This is a genomic window from Amycolatopsis thailandensis (genome assembly GCF_042723255.1).
Lineage (GTDB): Bacteria > Actinomycetota > Actinomycetes > Mycobacteriales > Pseudonocardiaceae > Amycolatopsis > Amycolatopsis thailandensis.
The window spans coordinates 1-22,419 of record NZ_JBHXJK010000013.1; the positions used below are offsets into that span (position 1 = coordinate 1).

The following is a 22,419-nucleotide window of genomic DNA, read 5'->3' on the forward strand; positions in this document are numbered from 1 at the left end:
GGGGGGGGCCGCGGGGGGTGGGGCGGCGTGTGTCTGTGCAGCTGAATCCCCCTCCCACCCCCAAAACCCCCCCCCCCCCCCCCCCCGACCCCCTCCAGCCACCGAGCCGGCAGGAGGTGTTGTGAAAGCCACTTTCACAACGTTGAAGGTTGCGAAAGTGGCTTTCGCAACGTCGGTGGCAGGGGGATCCAGCAGTTTGTCCCGAAAGCCACTTTCGGGACATCAGGCGTCGCGAAAGTGGCTTTCGCGACACGCACCGACCACACCACCACGCCACCTCCTCCTATTTCAGGCCCTGCAACGACAAAAGCAGCGGGTGCACGTCGGTCGCCCCGACGCGACCGGACGGGGAGAAGGCCGGATCCGAGCACAGCAGCACCGGACCGTCCTCGGCGGAATCCGGCAGCCGTCCGTGCGAGCCGCGCACCCAGCGCGGATCGGTCGGGACGACGTCCATCGCGTACCGCAGTCCGGCGAACTTCTTGGCCAGATTCAGCCCGGCCCGCGCCTTGGCGAACTTGTCCTCCGGGTCGAAGAACAGTTCGGCGGGGTCGTAGCCCGGCTTGCGGTGGATCTCGACGCCGCGTGCGAAGTCGGGCTTCCGCTCGTCGTCGAGCCAGTAGTAGTAGGTGAACCACGAGTCCGGCTCCGCGACCGCGACGAGCTCGCCCGCGCGTTCGTGGTCGATCCCATAGCGAGCCTGCGCCTCGCGGTCGAGGACCTCGTCGACACCGGTCAGCTCGCCGACGATGGACCGCACCCGCTCCACATCGGCGGAGTCGCGGACGTAGACGTGCGCGACCTGGTGGTCGGCGACGGCGAAAGCGCGCGACGCCCACGGGTCGAGGTACTCCATCCCCGCCTGGGTGTAGACCTCCAGCAGACCCTCGCGCCGCAGCGCCCGGTTGATGTCGACAGGCCGGTGCACGTTCGTGATCCCGTATTCGCTGAGCGCGACCACGGTCGCCCCGGCGTTGCGGGCGTCGTCGAGCAACGGCGCGAGCGCGTTGTCCAGCTCCCTCGCCGCCAAAGCGGCCTGCGGCCCGTCCGGACCGAAGCGCTGCAAGTCGTAGTCCAGGTGCGGGACGTAGGTCAGCAGCAGATCGGGTCGCTTCTCCCGCAGGATCTGCCGCGACGCGCCGATGACCCACTTGCTCGACTTGAGCGACGCCGTCGGGCCCCAGTACTGGAAGAGCGGGAACTCCCCCAGCGCGCCGGTCAGCTGATCGTGCAGCTCGGGCGGCCGCACGTAGGCGTCCGGCGACTTGCGGCCGTCGGCGTGGTAGATCGGCCGCGGGGTCACCGTGACGTCGGTGCTCATCCCCATCGCGTACCACCAGCAGACGTTCGCCGAGGTGTACCCGGGGTGCGCCGTCCGCGCGGTCTCCCACAGCTTCTCGCCGCCGACCAGCCGGTTGTGCTGACGCCACAGGAAGATCTCGCCGAGTTCGCGGAAGTACCAGCCGTTGCCGACGATCCCGTGCTGCGCGGGCATGAGCCCGGTGAGGAACGTCGACTGCGCGCTGCACGTGACGGCGGGCAGCACCGTGCCCAGTTCGGCCTGCCAGCCGTCTTTCGCGACGGCGGACAGGTTCGGCATGTCGCGCAACGCTTTCGGGGTCAGCCCGACGACGTCGATGACGACCAGCGGCTTCATGCGGAAACCCCTTCCGAGACCAGGTTCGCCTGTGCCCACTCGAGTTCGGCGGCGATCCCGCCGACGAGGTCGCCCGCGTCCGGGAGCACGCTCCAGGTGTAGGTCTCGACCTCGATGTGCGGTTCGCCGGGCAGTCCGGCGGCGACGGCGCGCAGGACGTCCGTCGTGGTGGCCAGCGGCGCGGCCGGGGCCTGGTGCAGCGGCATGTGGAAGTGCACGCGCCACGGGCCTTCTCCCGGTAATTCTCGCCATGCCTCGGGCAGGTCGTCCGCCTTGTGCACGGCGCCTCCCGAAAGCTCGCGGACCTGGTGCAGGTAACGAGGTTCGGCGAACGCCGCCAAGGCTTCCCGCGCCTCGGCCGGCTTTTCGACGTGCAGCGCGGCGGAGGCCTGCACCTTGACGATGTCCACCTCGGACTCGGCGATCGCCTTGAGCGTCTCCGCCGGGTCGGCGAACGACACCGCGAGGTGACAGGTGTCCAGGCACAGCCCGACGTACTCCGGGTCGACGCGGCCGGACAGCCAGCCGAGCGCGTCGGCGACGGTGTCGAGCACGCAGCCGGGTTCGGGTTCGACGGCCAGCCGGATCGGCCGGTCACCGGTGGCCCGGATCGCGCGGACGACCTGTTCGAAGGCGACGGCCGCGCTGTGATCGTCGTGCTCGCTCCACGGTTCACGCCAAGCCAACGGCAGTGTGGAGATACTGCCGTAAGTGGCGTCTTCGGCCAGCAGATCGGAAAGCACCGTGACACAGTCGATCGTGTACGCCGCCCGCTCCGACTGAGTCCACTCAGGACGGTAGACGGCGTGCTTGACGACCTCGTTGTGGAACCCGCCGTACGGGAAAGCGTTCAGCGTGTACACGCTGAGCCCGCGCGCGTCGAGCTCGGAACGGAAGACCTTGCGCGCCTGAGGATCGTCGGCGAGCCCACGCGCGACAGGCGCGGAGAGCCACAGCCCGACGCCGAGTTTGTCCGCGCCCAGCCGCTCACGCACCGGGAGCGCGTACCGCTCCAGCTGCGCGACGATGCCTTCGACGTCTTCCGCGGGATGGACGTTCGTACAGTACGAGATCATTTGCGGGCACCTCGCAGGACCGAGTTGCCCTCGAACGTCACGGCTTCACCCGTGAACCCGGGCAGCGGGTCGAGGGTGAGCCGTCCACTTTGGTCGTAGAAGTCGACAGGGTTCTGCCACAGCACCTTGTCGACATCGGCCTCGGTGAAGCCGCCGTCGAGCATCGCCTGCCCGGTCTTCGCGGTCTTCAGCGGATCGGACCGGCCCCAGTCCGCTGCCGAGTTGACGATCATTTTCTCCAGCCCGTACTGGCGCAGGATCTCGACCATCCGGTGCTCGTCCATCTTGGTGTCCGGGTAGATGGAGAAACCCATCCAGGCGCCGGAATCCTTGACCAGTTTGACGGTGACCTCGTTGAGGTGGTCGACGATGACGCACTCCGGCGCGATCCCCGCCTCCCGGACGACGTCGAGGGTGCGCTTGGTGCCCTCCAGTTTGTCGCGGTGCGGGGTGTGCACCATCACCGGAAGGTCGTGCTCCAGCGCCATCGCCAACTGCCGCGTGAAGACCTCGTCCTCTTCCTTGGTCATCGAGTCGTAGCCGACCTCGCCGACCGCGACCACGCCGTCCTTGGCCAGATACCTCGGCAGCACGTCGAGCACCTCGCGACAGCGGGGATCGTTGGCTTCCTTGGGGTTCAGCGCGATCGTGCAGTGGTGCCGGATGCCGAACTGGGCGGCGCGGAACCGTTCCCAGCCGATGAGCGCGTCGAAGTAATCGGTGTACGAGCCGACGCTGGTGCGCGGCTGCCCGAGCCAGAAAGCGGGTTCGACCAGCGCGCGGACACCGGCCGCGTACATGGCTTCGTAGTCGTCGGTGGTCCGGGAGGACATGTGGATGTGGGGATCGAAGATGCGCATCGGCTCAGTTCTCCTTGAGCAATTCGAGGGCGTCGGCGGGAACGTCACGTCCGGCCGCCCTGCGTTCGTCGGCGAAATCGGCGAGCATCCGCTTCAGCTCGTCGTCCGCGCGGGCGTCCAGATCCGCGACGGCGGCCAGCGGTACACCGACGAAGACGCATTTGAGGACGCCGTGGCGCCAGGCGTGGTCGTCCAGGAACCGGGCGAAGGCCCCCATGGCGGCGGCGACCAGCCTGATGTCGTTGGCGCGCAAGGCGTCTTCGATCAGCTTGATCCCGGCATCGGTGACTTCGGGGCCCGGGGACTCCAGCGCGGCGAGCGCCCGTAGGACCCCGCGCCGCTCGGCGTCGTCGCCGAACCGGTAGAGATCGCGCAGTTCCGTGGCCAGCGCCGCGTCGTCGAGGACGTCGGCCAGGACCGTCACGAGCCGGACGCGTGCCCGGTCGTCGACGGTGCCGTGGACCAGGCCCCGCGGATCGGTGTCCGGCCGCAGCGCCGCCCGGCCGACCTCGCGGCCGACGGCCGGGAAGAGCGCGCCGATCACCGACGGCTTCTCCCGGATCCGCCGTTCCGCCTTGGCCGACCACGTCTGCGGCATCGCGGCGGTGAGCGCCTCGAAGGCCCGGCGCGCGGTGTCCGGCGCAGCGTGACTGTGCCGGGGCAGCTCGACCGCGGCCAGCCCGGTGTAGCCGATCTCCGCCAGCGCGGAGAGCGTCCCGAGCAGGTCCAGATGCCCGTCGCCGAACTCCAGATGCTCGTGGACCCGCGGCAGCATGTCGTCCAGCTGGACGTTCCACAGCAGCGGGCCGGCGAGGCGGACGCACTCGGCCGCGTTGACCGGCTCGACCGCGACGCAGTGCCCGACGTCGAGCGTGACGCCGAACAGCTCCGGCTCGCCGAGTTCCTTGCGCAGGTCCAGGACCTGGCTCAAGTGCTGCACGAGGTGCCCGGGCTCGGGTTCCATGGCCAGTCGTACCTTCAGCCGGTCCGCGTGCTCCAGGACCGCCGCGACGCCGTCACGCAGCCGGGACCAGGCGACCTCTGTGTCCACAGTGGACACCCCGGACCAGAAGGAGACGCAGTCCGCGCCGAGATCCCCGGCGATCTGCAGCGCCCTCGCCAGGAAGTCGATCCGCCGCGCGGGGTCGTCCGCGAGCAACGTCGGCGAGTGCTTGCGCCACGGGTCGAGCAGATAGCGCGCGCCCGTCTCGACGACGACCCGGTTCAGGCCGAGCGACGAAAGCCGGGAAGCCACGTGGTCGACCTGTCGCGCCAGATCGTCGGCGAACGGGTCGAGATGGTCGTGGTCCAGGGTCAGTGCCACCCCGGTGTATCCGAGGTCGGCGATGATCGCCAGCGCGTCGTCGAGGCGGTGGTTGGAGAAACCGTTGGTGCCGTATCCGAGGTGAAAACTCATGTGGGGCTCACCTTCCTCGACAGCTTGCGGGCGATCGGGAGCGCGGCCGCGACCAGCACGGCCCCCAGCACCGAGCCCTTGGCCGTGACAGCCGCCTGGAGCGGCACCATGCCGTGGATGCCGGACTTGGTCGCCGAGCGGACGGACTTCGCCGACGGGTCGCGGACGGCGTCCGCCTGGGCCCGGCCGACCAGACCCGCGTAGCCCGAACCGGCGGCCATCGAGGCCGCGCGATGCCAGCCTCCGCGCGCCGGGCCGGTCAATGCCAACGTTGTCGCCACACAGCTGGTAGTCAGAGCGGCACGGGCTGTCGCCGGGTTCGCGCCGTGGACCTCCCCGGTGGACAGAGCCGTGACGCCGAGCGTGTGGACGCCCACCGCCGCCGCGGCGGTGAGCGCACGGCGGGTTTCAAGTCCCGCGCCGAGCAGGACGTCGAGCGTGCGGCAGGCCGCCATCGCGACCGGTCCGGCCGGGGTCGGCTTGAGCACGGTGTCGTAGGCCCAGACCGAGGCGGCCAGCGGGACCGCGATCCGCATCGCCCGGCGTCCGCCGCCGAGCGCGGCCAGGCCCAGCCCCGCCGCGGTCAGCGCGGCGCCGGTGGTGAGCGCCGCGCCCGCGCTCACCCGTCCGGACGGGATCGGCCGCTCGGGCCGCTCTCGTGCGTCGAGATTCCGGTCCGCCCAGTCGTTGAGGGCCATCCCCGCCCAGTAGAAGGCGACCGAGGACAACGGCAGCAGCAGGCGCCGCCCGGTCATCTTGAGCCCCGCCGCGGCGGATCCGGCGACCGTGTCGCCGAGCACCGTCAGCGCGGCGGGCGCCCGCACGAGTTCCACGTATGAATTCAAAGCGGGCGCCTTCACAGGGCTCCCGCCCAGGCGACCAGGCGAGCGGTCTGCTCGGCGAAGCGGTGTTCGTCGCTGCCCAGCGGGTCCTTGAAGAAGAACCCGAGTTCGGTCAGCGCGCCGCTCTGCCCGCCGGCGTGCGCGGCGGTGACGAAGCGGGCGAGGTCGAGGATCAGCGGCGCCGCGAGCGCGGAGTCGTAGCCGGTCCAGGTGAACTGCAAGTTCATGCGCGCGCCGAGGAAGCCCTCGAACGACACGTGGTCCCACGCGGTCTTGATCTCCCCGAGGTCCGGCACGTTGTCGATGTGCAGCGGCGCGGTGACGCCGTCGCCGAGCAACGCGGCGAGCCCGCGGGCCTTGGATTCCAGCTTGCTGTTCGCGGTCACCGGGTCGGCGAGGGTCTCGCCGTCGCCGCCGCCGAGCAGGTTCGTGCCCGCCCAGGAGCGGACCTTCAGCGCCCGCGCGCTGAACATCGGCGCGAGGACGGTGCGGAGCAGGGTCTCGCCGGTCTTGCCGTCGCAACCCGCGTACGGCAGGCCTTCCCGCTCGGCGAGCTTCCGCAGCGCGGGCAACGTGATCCCGGCCGACGGCGTGAACTCGACGTACGGGCTCCCCGCCTTCAGGGCCGCGTAGGCGGACAGGGAACTGGAGGGCAGCACCGCCCGGGCAGGGTCGGACAGCGCCGCTTCCAGCGCGTCGAGATCGTCGTGTTCGGGCAGGTGGGGGCACGGGGCCTCGGTGGAGGAAACGTTCACGACCACGACCCGCGCGAGGTCGTGCCGGTCGGCGAAAGCTCGGATGTCCGCCGTGAGCCGGGCGGCCGCGTCGGCCTGGGCACCCGTATGCGTCGCCGGGTGGTAGCCGTCGCGGATCTCGGCGTCCACTTCGGCCAGCCCGGCCCGGACCGCCGAGAACACCGAGTGCCCGAACACGCCGGCGTGGGCCAGCTGTTCGGCGCGCTTCTCCAGCGGGGTGTGCACGATGTCGTGCCCACCGAGGACCAGATCATCCCAGCCAGGCAACGGAACCTCCGCGAAGGCGGGCAGTTCGCTGACACAGCCGCCTCCGCCCGTCACCCCCGCGCGCAGCGCCAGCAGCCCCACCGCGGCGGTGGTGGCGACAGACCCCCTCGCCCCGATCAACCAGATGCCCGTGCGTTCCTGAGCAGGCATTTCCTCCACCTTTCCCAACCCGAAAAGTCCAACGGCGTTTGTGTTCGGATGGTCGGACGTTTCGGATCGAACCAAGTCGCGGTGTTCTCCGTCCATGCGACTTTCGGCTGGAACTACTTCTCAGCTACTTCCCTTCGTGGTCACACCGGGTACAGCGGTCCATCGCGCCTCTTCGGACGCACTGCGCTCGACCGCGTCCAGGACCTGCTGAACCCTCAACCCGTCCTCGAAGGACGGCTCGGGATCCGTGCCGTCGCCGATCGCGGTGAGCAGATCGGCGACCTCGTTGGTGAAGGTGTGCTCGTAGCCGAGGAGATGCCCCGGCGGCCACCACACCCCGACGTACGGATGCTCGGGTTCGGTGACCAGGATCCGGCGGAACCCGGCCTCGGTGGCGGGCTGGCCGCCGTCGAAGAAGGACAGTTCGTTCATCGACTCGAAGTCGAACGCCAGGCTTGCCTTCGATCCGTTGATCTCCAGCCGCATCGCGTTCTTGCGGCCCAGCGCGAACCGGGTCGCCTCGAAACTCGCCACCGCCCCTCCGCTGAACCGGCCGAGGAACAGCGCGGTGTCGTCGACCGTGACCTGTCCGGTGCCGCCGTCACCGTCCGGCCGCTCCTTGACGAAGGTGTTGGTCAGCGCGGAAACCCCGGTGATCGTCTCGCCGGTGACGAACTGGGCGGCGTCGACGATGTGCGCGCCGAGGTCGCCCAGCGCGCCCGAGCCCGCCTTGTCCTTGTGCAGCCGCCAGGTCATCGGCGACTCGGGATCGGACAGCCAGTCCTGCAAGTACACCGTCCGCACATGGCGGATCTCTCCGAGCGCCCCGCTCGCCACCAGTTTCCTGGCGTGTGCGAGCGCGGGCACCCGGCGGTAGTTGAACGCCACCATGGACCGGACGCCGTTCGCCCGCGCCTTCGCCGCCGCCTCGGCCATCGCTTCGGCTTCCGCGAGGGTATTGGCCAGCGGTTTCTCGCACAGCACGTGCTTTCCGGCTTCGAGCGCGGCGATCGCGATCTCGGCGTGGCTGTCGCCCGGCGTGCAGATGTCGACCAGGTCGACGTCGTCGCGGGCGATCAGCGCGCGCCAATCCGTCTCGACGTCTTCCCAGCCGAACCGTTCCGCCGCGGCCTTCGCCCGCACCTCGTCACGGCCGCCGAGCACGGCGAGTCTCGGGATCAGCGGTGGCGTGAAGAACCGGTGCACACTGCGCCACGCGTGCGAATGCACCGCACCCATGAACGCGTGGCCCACCATGCCGATCCCGATCGTTTCCTTTGCCGTGCTCATGCCCCTCCTAGATAAGCGTGCGTGTGTCGGGTACGCAGGTCTTACGAGTCGAAGCCGACGTCCATGTACTTGTCGACGTTCTCCTTGGTGACCACCGCGGAGTACGTGGTGATCTCGGCGGGGATCTCGTGCTCGGCGAAGTCACCGGCGCCCTTGCCCTGGCCGAGCAGACGCGCGAGCGAGATCGCCGAAGACGCCATCGACGGGCTGTAGAGCACCGTCGCCTTCAGCGGCTCGGCATCGGACTTGATCAGGTTCATCGCGTTCTTCGAACCGGCGCCGCCGACCATCAGGAAGTTCTTGCGGTTGGCGTTGTTGATCGCCGCGATGACGCCGACCCCCTGGTCGTCGTCGTGGTTCCACAGAGCGTCCAATTTGGACGCCGACTGCAGCAGGTTCGACGTCTGCTTCTCGCCCGACTCCGGGGTGAACTCTGCCGAGACGCGGGGGCCGACGGCGAAACCCTGACGGGCCAACGCGTCCTTGAAGCCCTTGCTGCGTTCCTGGGTCAGCGGCAGCGAGTCGATGCCGGCGACCTCGCCGATCACCGGGCTGGCGATGTTCTTCGCCTTCATCTGCTGGGCGATGTAGTTGCCCGCGTTGACGCCCATGCGGTAGTTGTCGCCGCCGATCCAGGTGCGGTACGCGAGCGGGGTGTCGAAGACGCGGTCCAGGTTGATCACCTGGATGCCGGCGTCCATCGCCTGCTGGCCGACCGCGGTCAGCGCCTTGCCGTCGAACGGCAGGATCACCAGGACGTTGACCTTGGCGTTGATCAGCGTCTCCACCTGGGAGATCTGCTGGTTGACGTCGTTGGTGCCCTCGGTCGCGTTGAGCGTGACCTCACTGAACTTCTGCGCCTGCGCGCGGGCGTTCTTGGTGATGGCCGCCATCCAGCCGTGGTCCGCGGCGGGCGCCGAGAACCCGATCGTCACCGGGGTTCCGGGCTGCGAGTCGGCCCCGGCGTTGGCCACGTTGGCCGCGTTGTTCTGCGCCGGTGCCTCGTTCGAGGTGCACGCGGTCAGCAGCGCACCCGCTCCGACGGCTGCGCCTCCCAGCAGGAAACGGCGGCGGTGCAGGGATTGTTCGGTCATGACGACTCTCCATCCACGGTGACGGGGGTGACCACTAAGTACTCGTCTTGGTTTTCTTCACGGAGCGGAACTGGAGCAGCGCGGCCAGCACGATGATCACGCCTTTGGCGATGTTCTGGATGTCGGTGTCCAGGTTGTTGAGCGTGAAGATGTTGGACAGCACGGTGAAGATCAGCACGCCGATCAGGGTGCCGATGAGCGAGCCGCGGCCGCCGGTGAGCAGGGTGCCGCCGATGACGACCGCCGCGATCGCGTCGAGTTCGTAGAGCATGCCGTTGGTCGAGGCGCCCGCGGTGGTGCGGGCGACGACCATCAGCGCGGCGATGCCGCAGCACAGCCCGGCGACGCCGTAGACGAGTGCGGTGTGGCGCTTGACGTTGATGCCCGCCAGCCGCGACGCCTCGGCGTTGCCGCCGACGGCGAAGGTGCGGCGGCCGAACGTGGTGCGGTTCAGCACCACCCAGCCGACGGCGAACACCAGCGCGAACATCCAGATCAGCACCGGGACGCCGAGCAGGTCGCCGCGGAAGAACTCCAGGAAGCCCGCGTCCGACACCACCTGCGTGCGGCGACCGCTGATGCGTTCCGCGAGCCCGCGGGCCGAGACGTACATCGCCAGTGTCGCGATGAACGGCACGATCTTCCCGTAGGACACCAGGATCCCGTTGACCAGCCCGCAGCCGAGACCGACCAGGAGTCCACAAAGGATCATCACCCAGGGGCCGTAGGACTGAGTGGCCAACGTGGTCAGCCAGACACTGGAGAGCGCCACGATCGACCCGACCGAGAGGTCGATGCCCCCGGCGATGATGACGAACGTCATCCCGACGCTGACCACCCCGATCGCCGCGGCCAGGCGCAGGATCGTGGAGATGTTGCCGTCGGTGAAGAACTGGTCGGGCCGGGTGACCTGGCCGACTACGCACAGGATCACCAGCACACCGGTCAGCCCGAGCAACCGGGGGTCGGCGGTGAACTTGAATCCGTTCTTCTTGGGTGGCACGGTTTCCACGGCGGCTTCCGTACGCACCGACTCGGCTTGGTCGGTCACGCCGCACTCCCTTCGAGAATCACGTCGAGCACATCCGCCTCTGTCAGCTCCGCAGACGGCTTTTCAGCCAGGACACGTCCTTCACGCAGCACCAGCACCCGGTCGGACAGTCCGAGCACTTCGGGGATCTCGCTGCTGACGAGCACGATCGCGACACCGGTCGCGGCCAGTTCCTCGATCAGCCGGTACAGCTCGGCCCGCGCGCCGACGTCGACCCCGCGCGTCGGCTCGTCCAGCAGCAGGACCCGGCAGCCGCGCACCAGCCAGCGGGCGAGCACCGCCTTCTGCTGGTTGCCGCCCGAGAGCGTGCGGATGATCCGGTGCGGGTCGGCGGGCCGGAGATCGAGGCGCCGCAGGCTTTCCCCGGCGTCGTCGAGTTCCTTGCCCCGCTCGGTGAAGCCGAACGTCGCGTATTTGCTCAGGCTCGCCAGGGTCACGTTGTGCACGACGGGCAGGTCCAGCAGGAGTCCCTGGCTCTTGCGTTCCTCCGGTGCCAGGCCGATGCCCGCCTTGACCGCCGCGGACACGCTGCCCGGCCGGACCGGTTCGCCGTCGACCGACACCGAACCCGCGTCCTGCTTGCGCGCGCCGAAGATCGTCTCCAGCAGCTCGCTGCGCCCCGAGCCGACGAGACCCGCGATCCCGACGACCTCACCGGCGTGCACGGTGAAGTTCACGTTCTCGAATTCGCCGACGGTGGTCAGGTTCTCCACCTTGAGGACCTCGTTGCTCGCGTCCACGTGTTCCTGGTGGCGCGGGCCGAACACGGTCTCGACCTTGCGTCCCGCCATCAGCGCGACGAGGTCGGAGGTCGGCGTCTCCTTGGCGTCCAGGCCGGTGGAGACGGTCTTGCCGTCCTTGAGCACGGTGACGCGGTGCCCGATCCGGCGCAGTTCTTCGAGCCGGTGGGAGATGTAGATGATCGCGACGCCCTCGGCGGTCAGCTCGCCGACGATGCGGAACAGGTTGTCGACCTCTTCGCCCGCCAGCGCCGCGGTGGGCTCGTCCATCACCAGCAGTTTCGCGTCGTACGCGAGCGCCCGCGCCATCGAGACCAGCTGCTGCCCGGCCGCGGACAGCTTGCCGACCTCGGTCGACGGCGTGATCTCGGGATGCCCGAGCCGGGCCATCAGCTTGGCGGCCTTGTTCCGGGACTCGCTGATCCGCGTGAACCCGAACGTCGCGCGCTCGCGGCCCAGGAAGATGTTGTCCGCGACGGAAAGTCCGGGCACCAGGTCGAGTTCCTGGTACATGGTCGCGATGCCGATCTTCAGCGCGGCGACCGGCGAAGGCAGCGTGACCGGCTCGCCCTGCCAGAAGATCTCACCGCCGTCGGGACGGTGGGCCCCGGCGAGCGTCTTGATCAGCGTGGACTTGCCCGCGCCGTTCTGGCCGAGGAGGCAGTGCACCTCGCCGGGTTCGACGTCGAAGTCGACACCGTCGAGCGCGCGCACCCCCGGAAAGGTCTTCACGATCCCCCGGACCGAAAGCAGGGTCATGCCGGTGCCTCCTGGGTGACGAACGGGACAAGCGTCGGATCGGCGAAAAGCCGTTCGGTGGCAAGGTGTGCGGCGCCGCGCAGCGGGGCGGTGGTGCCCAGCGGCGACGGCTCGACACGGCAGGCGGGCTCGTGCCCGAGCGGACGGGCGGACAGTTCGCGGCGCACTGGCTCGACCAGCCATTCGCCCAGTTCGGCGAAGTAGCCGCCGAGCACGACGACGTCCGGGTCGAGGACGTCGACCACGGTGGACACCGCGATGCCGAGCGCGACCCCGAGTTCCGAGACCGCGCCGACCGCGCGCTGGTCACCGCGCCGCACGCGGTGCTTGAGCAGCCCGACCCGGCCGTCGACGCCGAGCGCGGGATCGTGCAGCGGGTCGCCGGGCGAGGCGGCGCCGCGCAGGACGGCGTTGAGCCCGGCCTTGGTCTCCAGGCAGCCGATCCGGCCGCAGGGGCACTGCTCGCCCGACGGGTCGACGGCGATGTGCCCGACCTCGCCGGCGAAACCCCGTGCGCCGCGCAGGATCGCGCCGCCGGACACGAGTCCGCCACCGACACCCGTGCCGCCGCTGAGGTAGAAGAGTTCCCGCACGCCGCGGCCGACACCGGCGACAGCCTCGCCGACCGCGCCGAGGTTGGCCTCGTTGTCGACCGCGATGGCGTCGGCGGGCAGGCCGAGCCGGGCGGCGAGCAGATCGGCGATCTCGGCGTCGCGCCAGCGCAGGGTCGGCGCGAACCGCAGGACGGCGGCGGCCGAGTCGACCAGCCCGGGGACGGACACCGTGACGCCGACCGGCTGCTCGTCGCGCAGTACCCGTCCGGCGAGGAAGGCGAGTTCGTCCATGCTCCGGTGCAGCCCGAGCGCGGCGACGTCGGCGGTCTCGGTGCGTTCGGCGACGACGCTGCCTTCGAGGTTGGTGACGACGGCGGCGAAACGGTCGGCCTCGACACTGAGCGCGAGCCCGTAGGCGCTGGCGCCGTTGAGCTCGACCAGCTGGCTGGGCCTGCCGTTGCCCCCGCCCTGGAGTCCGGCGGAGCGGACGAGACCGCGCTCGGTCAGCTCGGTGATCAGCCCGGAGACGGCCGCCTTGGTGAGCCCGCAGCGCGCCGCGAGCTGGGTGCGCGAGAGCGGCCCCACGCGCAACGCCCGCAGGAGCGCGGCGAGGTTCGAGGTACGTTTCCCCGCCGAGAACCCGTCGGCGGCGTTCGCCGTGCGTGGGCTGACCGGGTCGAGCTGCCCGGATTCCGTCGCGGCCACACATCCCTCACTTACGAATCGGCCGTAACAAACTTTGTTACTTAGCCAGCGAAAGTAGGGTGGTGCGTGTCACTCGTCAAGGTGACAACAGGACAGAAATGCCCGCCGTCACCCGAATAGCCGTCCAGATCGACACAGACTTTCGTACTTTTCGAGCGAAAGTCTGTACGATCTTGACGTTACTAATCGGAATCAAGTGGGTGCTCAACGTGCCCTGAGCTCACCCGCGGGTGGCGCCCACGGGCCAGACGACCGTCACCGCCAGACCGCGCTCACGCGCCGCCTCGACGACGTCGGCGGTGCCCCCGTGACCGCCGGAAGGCCCGCCGTCCCAGACCGCGATCATGGACTCCACCTCGGCCAGTACCCGCTCACTGGCCGCCATGTAGGCCTCGCGGCCGGACTCGGGGAACGGCAGGATGTCGACGACCGCCGCCCGGCCGAGCAGCTCGTCGAAGTCGGCCGCGTTGTCCGGTTTGACCTTCCGATCGCGATAGTCGTGCGCGGGGAGGACGACCTCCAGCGAACCGTCGAGGTCGAGCACCGCGCGGGCGAAGAGCTGATCGGCGCCACGGGCCAGGCAGGTAACGCCGACGAGCGGTCCGTCGGGCAGGTCGGCGAGCACCCGGTGAAGAGCATCGGCGATCAACGGCGCCGTCGTCTCGGACAGATTCGAGTGTCCGGTGATTCCGATGCGGCGCAACGAAGTTCCTCTCATCAAGCGGTCAGTTTCAGGACGGCGTCACGGACGTCCCGCACGGCGGGCACCGTAGCGAACACCGCGGCCTCACGATGGAAGTCCCTCAAGCGCACACCGACCCTCCCGGACGCCCACGCACCCGCGTAAGGCAGCGCCTCCGCGACCAGCTCCGCGGCCCTTTCGGGCTCGCGTGACAGCAGATGCGCCCTGGCCAGACCGATGAGGTCGAAGACCCGGTTGCGCTTCCTGCCCGGATCTCGCAGGTCGAGCGCCCGGCCGATGTAGGTCTGAGCGGTCACGGCGTACCGCGGGTCGTACCGGGCGAGATCCCGGTAGCGGGCACCGATGACACCCGCGAGTTCCGCGCTGTCAAGACTTCTCGCCGACGGTGTCCGCGAATCGAGATCACGCACTCCTTCGCCGTGGTGGTCCTCGGCGAGCGCGACCGCGCGCCGGAAGGCTCGCGGCTCGCCTTGAAGCGCGTAGGCCCACGCTTCACGCGTGGCCAAAACTGCTCGTAGTCTCGGCGTCGCGATGCGCCTCGTGCAGTACTGCGCGAGTTGGACGACCTCGAGCCCGTCATCGGGGCGTCCCATGTCGAAGCACTGACGGGCGAGCGACGCCAACGCGACCGCGGCCAACGCGTCGTCGCCCGCCGCGTGGGCGAGCTGGGCGGCGAGCACGAAGTAGCGTTGGGCGGTACCGCTTTCGCCCGTGTCCCAAGCCATCGAGGCTGCGATGTCCGCGATCTCGGCCCCCACCCGGAAGCCCCGGATGGTCTCGGGGGTGCCCTGCGGCGCGGCGCGCAGACGGCGAACGTGAGCTCCGAGCTGGGCGACGACCGCCGCCCGGGAGAGCGCTCCGTGCGCGGAATGCCACGAGCGCAGCACCTGGACGAACTGCTCGGCGGCGTCGAGTTCCGGTGGGCTGAAGGCGTTTCCCCCGCGCTCTTCCACGCCGTCGACCGGTGACAGGAACGGCCGCAGCTCGGCGGTGAGCACGTGGCCGATCAAGGTTCCCTCGCGAGCGGACGATCTTCCCCTTTCCGGCGGGAGGAGATCGTGGTCGGCCAGGGCGATCGCCCGTTCGATCATAGTCCTGGAGTCCCACCGGGACTCGAAGAGGACCGGTGAAGGCAAAGGACCGCCCGATGCGCGACGAGGAGGCACGAATCCCAACGTCGCGTCGTCCGCGGCTCCGAGAACGTGCCGTAGCCCCGCACGGTAGGCCGCGTTGGGCCACCTCGCGACACCACGCTCGAGTTTGGCCAGATAGTGCGCGTCCAGGGCGTGCCGCTTGCCCGTGGCCTCCCACAACCAGGCGTTGACCGCTTCCGCGACCTCCGCCCGGCTGGCCCGTTCACCCGGCGCGCCGGGTGAGGGCAGACGCTCTCTCGCCGCCCGCAGCAATCTGTTCGCCTCGGCCATCGGTCCCTCCCCGGCCACACGAAGTGTAGTCGGTGGAACCCGCCTGGTCACCGTGCCGCGAACCTGCCCCGGGATTCCCCGGATCGCCCCGGCCCTCCCCGGCATCAGGCGTGCCGCGGTGGCGCCCGACGTCCCAAAGTGACGACTCACGGAACGAGTCCGGCCTGAAGGAGAACCTCATGAGCGTCACCACGGACAAGCCGCCCAGACGTCGATTCCGGTCCTTCGGCAGGGCCGTGGCCCTGCTCACCGGCAAACGCGCGGACCTGATCGTCGCGATCGTCCTCGCCGGGATGGCCGGATACGGGCAACCGCCCACTCCGAGCACCTGGGGCGGCCTCGCCTGGCGGGTGCTCCTGCTCTGCGCCGCCGCCGGCTCAGCTGCTCAGCGTGAAAGCCCGGTCCGTCGCCGACCAAGCGGCCCCGATGACCCCGGCGGTGTCCCCGAGCTCGGACAGCACGATCGGCAGGTTCCCGGTCGCGAGCGGCAGCGACCGCCGGTAGACCGAGCTGCGGATCTCGGCGAGCAGCTGATGCCCGAGCTGCGCGACGCCGCCGCCGATCACGACCATGCCCGGGTTCACGAAACTCACCAGCGAGGCGACCACCTGACCGAGCCGCCGTCCGCCGTCGCGGATCAGGTTGACCGCGCCGAAATCGCCCGACGCCGCCGCGCGGCCGACGTCCTGGGCGGTGATCGCGCCCCGGGCCGCGACGACGTCGGCGAGGTAGGTCGACCGGCCGCTGCGGGCCAGCGTCAGCCCGTCGCGGGCCAGCGCGGCGCCGCCGAAGTACGCCTCGAGGCAGCCCGTCTCACCGCAGGCGCAGGTCGGCCCGTAGTCGTCGAGGCGGATGTGCCCGATGTCGCCCGCGGTACCGGCGACACCGCGGTACACCTTGCCGCCCAGCACGATCCCGCAGCCGATACCGGTACCGATCTTCACGAACACCAGGTCGTCGATGGAGCGGGCGACGCCGGCGTGCCGTTCCCCGAGCGCCATCGAGTTCACGTCGTTGTCGACGGTGATCGGGCAGCGCAGCACTCCGCCGAGGTGGTCACGCACCGAGAACCGGTCCCAGCCGGGCATTATCGGCGGCGCGACCGCCATGCCCTCGGCGAAGCTCACCGGCCCCGGGAGCCCGATCCCGGCGGCGATCAGCTTGCCCGGCGCCTCTTCGCGGATCTTCTCCGCGAGGGCGGCCACGCGTTTGAGGACCGCGTGCGGCCCCTGCCGGACGTCGCAGTCCTCGACGGTGTGCACCAGCACCTCGCACGAAGCGTCGGTGAGGGCGACCCCGACCGACGTCGCGCCGACGTCGACCGACAGCACGCGCAGGTCTCCCGCCAGCCGCACCAGCGTGGACCGCCTGCCGCCCCGGCTCGCCGACGGGCCCGCGGTTTCGACGAGGCCGACCTCGGCGAGGCGCGCGACCTCGGCGCCCACCCGGGCACGCGGCAACTCCAGTCGCTCCCCCAGCTCGACCCGGGACATCGGCCCCTCGTCGCGCAGCAGGGTGAGCAACTGGGTCTGGTGCCGGGTTTCGACCATCGGATGCTCCGTGGTGGATGCCGTGCTCATTCCCCTGAGCCTACGGCGTTGTCCACCGAGTGTCCCGAATGCCACGGCGGAGACGCGCTCACGAGAGTGGAAACCTCGGGGAACCCCCGGACGGGAACAAACCCACCGGCCCCGGTCAGTCCACTGTGGACGATTCGGCGCGGACGAGGATCCACGACGGGATCAGCACGACCGCGGTGATCCCCACGATCCACCAATGCGTGCCCGCGACGGCCGCCGCGGACCCCGGAGCGGCGGCGAGACGCGCGGAGACGATCACGGTCAGGATCGACGTCCCGAACGATCCGCCGATCCGTTGCAGCATGGCGAACAACGGCATCGCGTGGGAAATTCGCTCTTTCGCCACCGACCTCAGTCCGGCGGCGAGCGCCGGGGTGGTGGTCAGCCCGATGCCGCAGCCGCGGACGAACTGCACGGCCGAGAGCCACCGGTAGTCGTCGGACTCGGTGAGCAGCGCGAGCGGCACCGTCCCGATGATCGTGACGATCAGCCCGGCGAAGATCACCCGCGCGCCGCCGATCCGGTCGGTCAGCCTGCCCGCGAGAGGAAGGGCGAGCACCGTGCCGAGTGCCAGTGGCGCGGTCAGGAACCCGGTGGCGACGAGGCTTTCGTGCCGGACGTCGAGGTAGTACAGCGGCAGGACGATCATCGCGCCGAACAGCGCGGCCCCCATCCCGAAGACGACGGCGGCCGCCGAGGAGAACGCGCGGTCGCGGAACAACCGGAGATCGAGCAGCGGGGCGGGCGACCGCAGCGCGCCGACCGCGAAGGCCACGAGCAGGATCGCGCCGGCGGCCACCGCGATCGGGGCCGCTTCGGCGAAGCCGTACACGAGCAGCGGCAGACCGGTCATGGTGAGGAGTACGCCGCGCCTGTCCAGCGGCTGAGGGTCCGCGAGCCTTTCCCTCGGCAGCCACCTCAGGCCCAGTACCAGGCTGAGCACCGACAGCGGCACGTTCACCAGGAACAGCCACGGCACCCCGAACCGCTCGGTGAGCACGCTGCCGCAGAGGGTCCCGAGCACCGGGGCGAGGTAGATCGGGATGCTCAGCACGGCCATCATCCGGCCGAGCCGTTTCGGCCCCGCCGTCACCGCGAAGAGGATCTGACCCGCCGGGACGAGCAGTCCGCCCGCGGCGCCTTGCAGGACACGGAAAGCGATCAGCGCCTCGATCGACGTCGCCGTCGCGCAAAGCGCCGAGAGCAGAGCGAACAGACCGACACACACCAGCCAGAGCCTGGTCGTCCCGAAGCGGCGGCTCGCCCAGCCGCTCACCGGCACCATCGCGGCGAGCGCGAGCAGGTAACCGGTCGCGATCCACTGAGCGGTACCGAGGGGTGCCCGGAATCCGGCCGCGATCGTGCCGAGCGCGACGTTGACGACGGTCGAGGTGAACATCGACAGGAACCCGCCGACGGTCAAGATCGACGCCATCCCCCACAAAGCCGGGGAAATTCGCGCGTCATCGGTACTTCCGATCATCCTACCTGCCAATCTTATCGCCGTTAAGAACTTAACAGTGATAAGATCAACCCGAGTTGTCAAGTCCGATACGGACGGACAAAGGTGTGCCCATGGTCGTGAGACGGGATGGCTACGTTCGAGCCGCGCTCGAACTCCTCGACGAGGTCGGGCTGGACGGATTGAGCCTGCGCAGGCTCGGGGAGAAGCTCGGCGTGCGGGGTCCCGCGCTCTACACGCACTTCAAAAGCAAGCAGGCGTTGCTGGATCAGATGGCCGAAACCATGCTGGACGACCAGCTCTCCCCGCTGGACGGTCCCCTCGCGACAGCCGACTGGGGCGAATGGCTGGCCTGGCGGGCCCGCACCATCCGCCGCACCCTGCTGTCCTACCGGGACGGCGCACGCCTGCACGCGGGCACGCGGCCGACCGAGCGCTCGGCGATGACGCCGCTGATCAAACCGTTGCTGGCGGCCGGTTTCGACGAGGAGGACGCGACGTACGCGATCCTCGCGATCAGCCGGTACACCCTCGGCTGCGCGATCGACGAGCAACAGCACGCCGAGAGCGACCACGCCGAGGATCCGGCCGCCTCCTTCGAGTACGGCCTCGCCCGCCTGATCGCCGGACTCCGCGCCGACGTCGATGTCGCGAATCCGCCAGACCGGGATGTCGCAAAGCTGCTGGACTGACGCCATGACAACCGAAAAGGCCAGGCTGTTCCGTTCCCTGCACGTCCCGTCCAGCCCGCTGGTGCTGGCCAACGCGTGGGACGTCGCGAGCGCCCGGATCGTGGAAGACGCGGGCGCCGCGGCGATCGCCACCACCAGCGCCGGGGTGGCGTGGAGCCTCGGCGCTCCCGACGGCGACCTGCTCGGCCGGGACCTCGCCGTGGACCTGATCGCCAGGATCGCCCGCGTGACAACGGTTCCGGTGACCGCGGACATCGAGGGCGGGCACGCGGACACGCCCGAGGACGTCACCGGAACCGTCGCCGCGGTGGTGGCGGCCGGCGCGGTCGGCATCAACATCGAGGACGGCCCACGGCCGCCCGAAGAGGTGGTCCCGCGGATCGCGGCGGCCCGCGCGGCGAGCGACGAGGTGTTCGTCAACGCCCGGATCGACACCTTCCTCCGCGGGCTCGGCGGCGTGCCGGAGACGCTGGAGCGCGCGGCCGCCTACCTGGCCGCGGGCGCCGACGGGATCTTCGTGCCCGGCGCCACCGATCCCGCCGTGATCACCGCGCTCGTCGAGGGCATCGACGCGCCGGTGAACGTGATGGCCCACCCGGGCGCGCCGAGCGTCAAGGAACTGGCCGGGCTCGGGGTCGCGCGGGTGAGCGTCGGTTCCGGGATCAGCCAGTCCGCCTACGCCGTCGTCCGGGAAAGCGCGCGGGAACTCTTCTCGACCGGCACTTACTCGCGCCTCGAGGAGTCCTTCGACTACGGCGCCCTGAACGCCCTCCTCACCCCCCGCGTTTAGACGGCCAACCGCAGGGATCGCCGAGGGTGAAGGCGTAACTCGCGTGATCAGACACGTGACTCGCGTGCTTGGAGCCGGAACTCACGTGATGGGACGCCGCACTCGGAGTTCCGGCTCTGATCACGCGAGTTCCGGCTCCAAGCACGCATGTCCCGGCTTCAATCACGCGAGTTCCGGCTCTGATCACGCGAGTGCGGTGTCCTGCCGCATTCAGAGGACGAAACGCAGCGTGGGGCGGGGCGGTCAGGACCACAGGTACCGGCGCTCCGGCCGTCCCGTACCGCCGTACTTCAGCGTCACCTCGGCCTTTCCCGTCGCCACGAAATGCTCCAGGTACCGGCGCGCGCTCACCCGGGCGACGCCGGTCGCCTCGGCGCATTCGCTCGCGGACATCCCGCCGGACGCGCCCCGCAGCGCGGTCTCCACCAGCCGCGCGGTCTGGACGGTGAGTCCCTTGGGCAGCACGGGTTTCGCGCTCGGGCGCGAGCCGAAGACCTGGTCGACGTCGGCCTGCCCGGCCTCGGCCAGCCGGTCCAGCCGCTGGTGCAGCGACGCGAAATGGGTGAGCTGATCCCGCAGCGACGCGTACTCGAACGGCTTGATCAGATAGTGCAGGACCCCGCCCCGCATCGCCTGCCGCACGGTTTCCACGTCGGTCGCCGCGGTGATCAGGATGACGTCGACGTCCTCGGTGGCGCGCAGTTCCCGCAGCACGGAAAGCCCGTCGACGTCCGGCAGGTAGACGTCCAGCAGCACCAGGTCCGGCTTCAGCTCCCGCGCCAGGCGGATCGCGTCGGCTCCGGTGTGCGCGACGCCGACGACGGCGAAGCCCTCCGTGCGCGCGACGTATCCACTGTGGACTTTCGCGACCATGAAGTCGTCGTCGACGACGAGCACCCGGATCATCGCGGCAACCTCGCCGTGAACACCGCGCCACCGGAGTTGTGCACCTCGACGGAACCACCCCGCCGGACGCACGCCTGCCGGATCAGCGCGAGCCCGAGACCGCGCTGGCCGTGCGCCGCGGCCTTCGTGGTGAAGCCGTGCTTGAACACTTCCTCCGCGATCTCCGGCGCGACTCCCGGCCCGGAATCACGGACCTCCACCCGCACTTCGTCCTCCTCCTGCCACACGCCGACCTCGATCCAGCCCTGCTCGCCACCCAAGGCGTCCAGCGCGTTGTCGACGAGATTTCCCAGTACCGTCACCAAATCCGTGGAGAGCGCGTCCTCGACGCGGTCCAGTTCGCTGTCCGGGGCCATGCGCAGCCCGACCCCGCGTTCCGCCGCCAGCGACGCCTTCGCGATCAGCAGTGCCGCCACGGCCGGGTCGCCGACCCGGGAGCCGACCTCCGCGCGCCACTCCCCCTGCGCCGAGCTGATCCGGCTGACGAAGCCGCGGACCTCTTCGTATTCCCCGAGTTCCAGCAGCCCGGAGATGGTGTGCAGCCGATTGCTGAACTCGTGCGCCTGCGCCCGCAACGTGTCGGTGGCGTGCCTGCTGGCGTCGAGCTCGTCCCGCAGGGTCATCAGATCGGTGCGGTCCCGCAGGGTGACGACGGCCCCCCGCACGTCGATCGGCATCCGGTTCAGCGTCAGCACCTTCCCTTGCCGCAGCACGATCTGGTCGGCGCCGGTCGCGCGGCCGGTGAGCAGGTCGCGGATCCGCTCGTTGAGGTCGAGGTCCTCGACCGACCGGCCGACGGCGTCGTCGGGCAGGGCCAGCAGTGCGCGGGCGTGATCGTTCACCAGGGTGATCCGGTGCTGCGGGTCCAGGCCGACGACGCCCTCCTTGATGCCGTGCAGGAGCGCCTCCCGGTTCTCCACCAGCGCGGTGATCTCGTGCGGCTCCAGCCCGAGCGTCTGGTTCTTCACCCGCCGCGCCAGCAGCAGCGAGCCGCTCACACCGATCACCAGCGCGACTCCGAGCACCCGCAGGGCGTTGTCCGGCGAGTCGAGGAAACCGGCGAAGAAACCCGGCGACTTCGAACCGGCCGCGACCATGCGGATCACCGTGCCGCCCTTTTCGTCGAGCACCGGGACGTGCGCCACGATCGAGCCGTCGAGTTCGCCGACCCACGACCGTCCGGAAAGGACGGTGCTCTCCCCGATGTCCAGTGTCGTCCGGAGCTGATCCGGATACGGCGAAGCGAGCACATAGCGCTGGGCGTCGGCGATGACGACGAAATCGACGCCGGAGAAGCTCCGCGCGGTCTCCGCGGGCGCCGCGAGCTCGAACGGGCCGTTTTCGAGGTCGCCCACGACACCTTGCGCCGCGACGGTCTCCGCGACCGAGAGCACCCGGCGTCCCTCGGTGGTGCGGAAGTTGTTCCCCGCCTGGGTGACGGCCAGGACGCCCACCGCGCACAGTAGGCAGGTGACGACCACCAGTTGCCACACGAGGAGCTGGCGGGCCAAGGAACCCCGAGCACCCATCGCCACCTCCGCGTGACCAAAACGAACACAACAACCATTGGGCCCGCAAGCGGGACATCTCTGTTTACACGAGTGCAACATGTCCAACCACGCGGCAGAGAGGCGGGGATCACAGT

General features: G+C 69.8%; 19 protein-coding genes. 2 read left to right on the forward strand and 17 right to left on the reverse strand.

What is annotated here, in order from left to right:
* Window positions 1–283: 283 nt before the first annotated feature.
* The 15 genes from ACFWMR_RS07555 to ACFWMR_RS07625 form a co-directional block, all read right to left on the reverse strand.
* The gene (locus ACFWMR_RS07555; RefSeq protein ID WP_378377796.1) at window positions 284–1,657 is read right to left on the reverse strand and encodes an alkaline phosphatase family protein; all 1,374 of its coding nucleotides are present in this window, start codon (window positions 1,655–1,657) and stop codon (window positions 284–286) included.
* Window positions 1,654–2,733: a metabolite traffic protein EboE gene (gene eboE, locus ACFWMR_RS07560; protein ID WP_378377797.1), complete on the reverse strand. Its 1,080-nt coding sequence runs from the start codon at window positions 2,731–2,733 to the stop codon at window positions 1,654–1,656. Before eboE ends, ACFWMR_RS07555 begins: the two co-directional genes overlap by 4 nt.
* Window positions 2,730–3,593, reverse strand: coding sequence for a TatD family hydrolase (locus ACFWMR_RS07565; RefSeq protein WP_378377798.1), 864 nt, complete (start codon window positions 3,591–3,593; stop codon window positions 2,730–2,732). The genes eboE and ACFWMR_RS07565 overlap by 4 nt, the downstream gene beginning before the upstream one ends.
* A gap of 4 nt (window positions 3,594–3,597) precedes the next feature.
* A complete protein-coding gene (locus ACFWMR_RS07570) occupies window positions 3,598–5,010 on the reverse strand; it encodes an EboA domain-containing protein (RefSeq protein ID WP_378377799.1) in 1,413 nt (470 codons plus the stop codon).
* Window positions 5,007–5,855 carry an SCO3242 family prenyltransferase gene (locus ACFWMR_RS07575; RefSeq protein WP_378377800.1) on the reverse strand — a complete coding sequence of 283 codons (849 nt, stop codon included), beginning with the start codon at window positions 5,853–5,855 and terminating at the stop codon, window positions 5,007–5,009. The genes ACFWMR_RS07570 and ACFWMR_RS07575 overlap by 4 nt, the downstream gene beginning before the upstream one ends.
* Window positions 5,856–5,866: 11 nt before the next feature.
* Window positions 5,867–7,024, reverse strand: a complete 1,158-nt coding sequence (locus ACFWMR_RS07580) for an inositol-3-phosphate synthase (protein ID WP_378377801.1) — start codon at window positions 7,022–7,024, stop codon at window positions 5,867–5,869.
* 120 nt (window positions 7,025–7,144) lie between these two features.
* A complete protein-coding gene (locus tag ACFWMR_RS07585; RefSeq protein WP_378377802.1) occupies window positions 7,145–8,314 on the reverse strand; it encodes a Gfo/Idh/MocA family protein in 1,170 nt (389 codons plus the stop codon).
* A gap of 41 nt (window positions 8,315–8,355) precedes the next feature.
* Window positions 8,356–9,408: a substrate-binding domain-containing protein gene (locus ACFWMR_RS07590; protein WP_378377803.1), complete on the reverse strand. Its 1,053-nt coding sequence runs from the start codon at window positions 9,406–9,408 to the stop codon at window positions 8,356–8,358.
* A gap of 34 nt (window positions 9,409–9,442) precedes the next feature.
* On the reverse strand, window positions 9,443–10,459 hold the full coding sequence (locus tag ACFWMR_RS07595) for an ABC transporter permease (RefSeq protein WP_093939159.1): 1,017 nt from the start codon (window positions 10,457–10,459) through the stop codon (window positions 9,443–9,445).
* Entirely contained in the window at window positions 10,456–11,958 is a 1,503-nt protein-coding gene (locus ACFWMR_RS07600) for a sugar ABC transporter ATP-binding protein (RefSeq protein WP_378277153.1), read from the reverse strand. Before ACFWMR_RS07600 ends, ACFWMR_RS07595 begins: the two co-directional genes overlap by 4 nt.
* Window positions 11,955–13,217, reverse strand: a complete 1,263-nt coding sequence (locus ACFWMR_RS07605) for an ROK family transcriptional regulator (protein WP_378377804.1) — start codon at window positions 13,215–13,217, stop codon at window positions 11,955–11,957. The genes ACFWMR_RS07600 and ACFWMR_RS07605 overlap by 4 nt, the downstream gene beginning before the upstream one ends.
* 220 nt (window positions 13,218–13,437) lie before the next feature.
* On the reverse strand, window positions 13,438–13,920 hold the full coding sequence (locus ACFWMR_RS07610; protein ID WP_378377805.1) for a hypothetical protein: 483 nt from the start codon (window positions 13,918–13,920) through the stop codon (window positions 13,438–13,440).
* Between the two features lie 14 nt (window positions 13,921–13,934).
* Complete coding sequence (locus ACFWMR_RS07615) at window positions 13,935–15,344, reverse strand: hypothetical protein (RefSeq protein WP_378377806.1); 1,410 nt, start codon at window positions 15,342–15,344, stop codon at window positions 13,935–13,937.
* A gap of 377 nt (window positions 15,345–15,721) precedes the next feature.
* Window positions 15,722–16,924, reverse strand: a complete 1,203-nt coding sequence (locus ACFWMR_RS07620) for an ROK family transcriptional regulator (protein ID WP_093932418.1) — start codon at window positions 16,922–16,924, stop codon at window positions 15,722–15,724.
* A gap of 115 nt (window positions 16,925–17,039) precedes the next feature.
* Window positions 17,040–18,359: a DHA2 family efflux MFS transporter permease subunit gene (locus tag ACFWMR_RS07625; RefSeq protein WP_378377807.1), complete on the reverse strand. Its 1,320-nt coding sequence runs from the start codon at window positions 18,357–18,359 to the stop codon at window positions 17,040–17,042.
* Between the two features lie 140 nt (window positions 18,360–18,499).
* On the opposite strand from ACFWMR_RS07625, the gene ACFWMR_RS07630 reads away from it, so the two are divergent.
* A complete protein-coding gene (locus ACFWMR_RS07630) occupies window positions 18,500–19,078 on the forward strand; it encodes a TetR/AcrR family transcriptional regulator C-terminal domain-containing protein (protein ID WP_378377808.1) in 579 nt (192 codons plus the stop codon).
* 4 nt (window positions 19,079–19,082) lie between these two features.
* Window positions 19,083–19,868 carry an isocitrate lyase/PEP mutase family protein gene (locus ACFWMR_RS07635; RefSeq protein ID WP_378377809.1) on the forward strand — a complete coding sequence of 262 codons (786 nt, stop codon included), beginning with the start codon at window positions 19,083–19,085 and terminating at the stop codon, window positions 19,866–19,868.
* Between the two features lie 243 nt (window positions 19,869–20,111).
* Here ACFWMR_RS07635 and ACFWMR_RS07640 read toward each other — a convergent pair whose 3' ends face one another.
* Window positions 20,112–20,774 (reverse strand): response regulator, encoded by a 663-nt coding sequence (locus tag ACFWMR_RS07640; RefSeq protein WP_093932414.1) that lies wholly within the window; start codon window positions 20,772–20,774, stop codon window positions 20,112–20,114.
* The gene (locus ACFWMR_RS07645; protein ID WP_093932413.1) at window positions 20,771–22,303 is read right to left on the reverse strand and encodes a sensor histidine kinase; all 1,533 of its coding nucleotides are present in this window, start codon (window positions 22,301–22,303) and stop codon (window positions 20,771–20,773) included. Before ACFWMR_RS07645 ends, ACFWMR_RS07640 begins: the two co-directional genes overlap by 4 nt.
* Between the last annotated feature and the right edge of the window lie 116 nt (window positions 22,304–22,419).

Coding starts and splice junctions, on each gene's coding strand:
- ACFWMR_RS07615 (WP_378377806.1), bottom strand. CDS start 15,344: ATGGCCGAGGCGAACAGATTGCTGCGGGCGGCGAGAGAGCGTCTGCCC.
- ACFWMR_RS07640 (WP_093932414.1), bottom strand. CDS start 20,774: ATGATCCGGGTGCTCGTCGTCGACGACGACTTCATGGTCGCGAAAGTC.
- ACFWMR_RS07620 (WP_093932418.1), bottom strand. CDS start 16,924: ATGAGCACGGCATCCACCACGGAGCATCCGATGGTCGAAACCCGGCAC.
- ACFWMR_RS07630 (WP_378377808.1), top strand. CDS start 18,500: ATGGTCGTGAGACGGGATGGCTACGTTCGAGCCGCGCTCGAACTCCTC.
- ACFWMR_RS07600 (WP_378277153.1), bottom strand. CDS start 11,958: ATGACCCTGCTTTCGGTCCGGGGGATCGTGAAGACCTTTCCGGGGGTG.
- ACFWMR_RS07555 (WP_378377796.1), bottom strand. CDS start 1,657: ATGAAGCCGCTGGTCGTCATCGACGTCGTCGGGCTGACCCCGAAAGCG.
- ACFWMR_RS07585 (WP_378377802.1), bottom strand. CDS start 8,314: ATGAGCACGGCAAAGGAAACGATCGGGATCGGCATGGTGGGCCACGCG.
- ACFWMR_RS07635 (WP_378377809.1), top strand. CDS start 19,083: ATGACAACCGAAAAGGCCAGGCTGTTCCGTTCCCTGCACGTCCCGTCC.
- eboE (WP_378377797.1), bottom strand. CDS start 2,733: ATGATCTCGTACTGTACGAACGTCCATCCCGCGGAAGACGTCGAAGGC.
- ACFWMR_RS07565 (WP_378377798.1), bottom strand. CDS start 3,593: ATGCGCATCTTCGATCCCCACATCCACATGTCCTCCCGGACCACCGAC.
- ACFWMR_RS07580 (WP_378377801.1), bottom strand. CDS start 7,024: ATGCCTGCTCAGGAACGCACGGGCATCTGGTTGATCGGGGCGAGGGGG.
- ACFWMR_RS07590 (WP_378377803.1), bottom strand. CDS start 9,408: ATGACCGAACAATCCCTGCACCGCCGCCGTTTCCTGCTGGGAGGCGCA.
- ACFWMR_RS07570 (WP_378377799.1), bottom strand. CDS start 5,010: ATGAGTTTTCACCTCGGATACGGCACCAACGGTTTCTCCAACCACCGC.
- ACFWMR_RS07625 (WP_378377807.1), bottom strand. CDS start 18,359: ATGGCGTCGATCTTGACCGTCGGCGGGTTCCTGTCGATGTTCACCTCG.
- ACFWMR_RS07645 (WP_093932413.1), bottom strand. CDS start 22,303: ATGGGTGCTCGGGGTTCCTTGGCCCGCCAGCTCCTCGTGTGGCAACTG.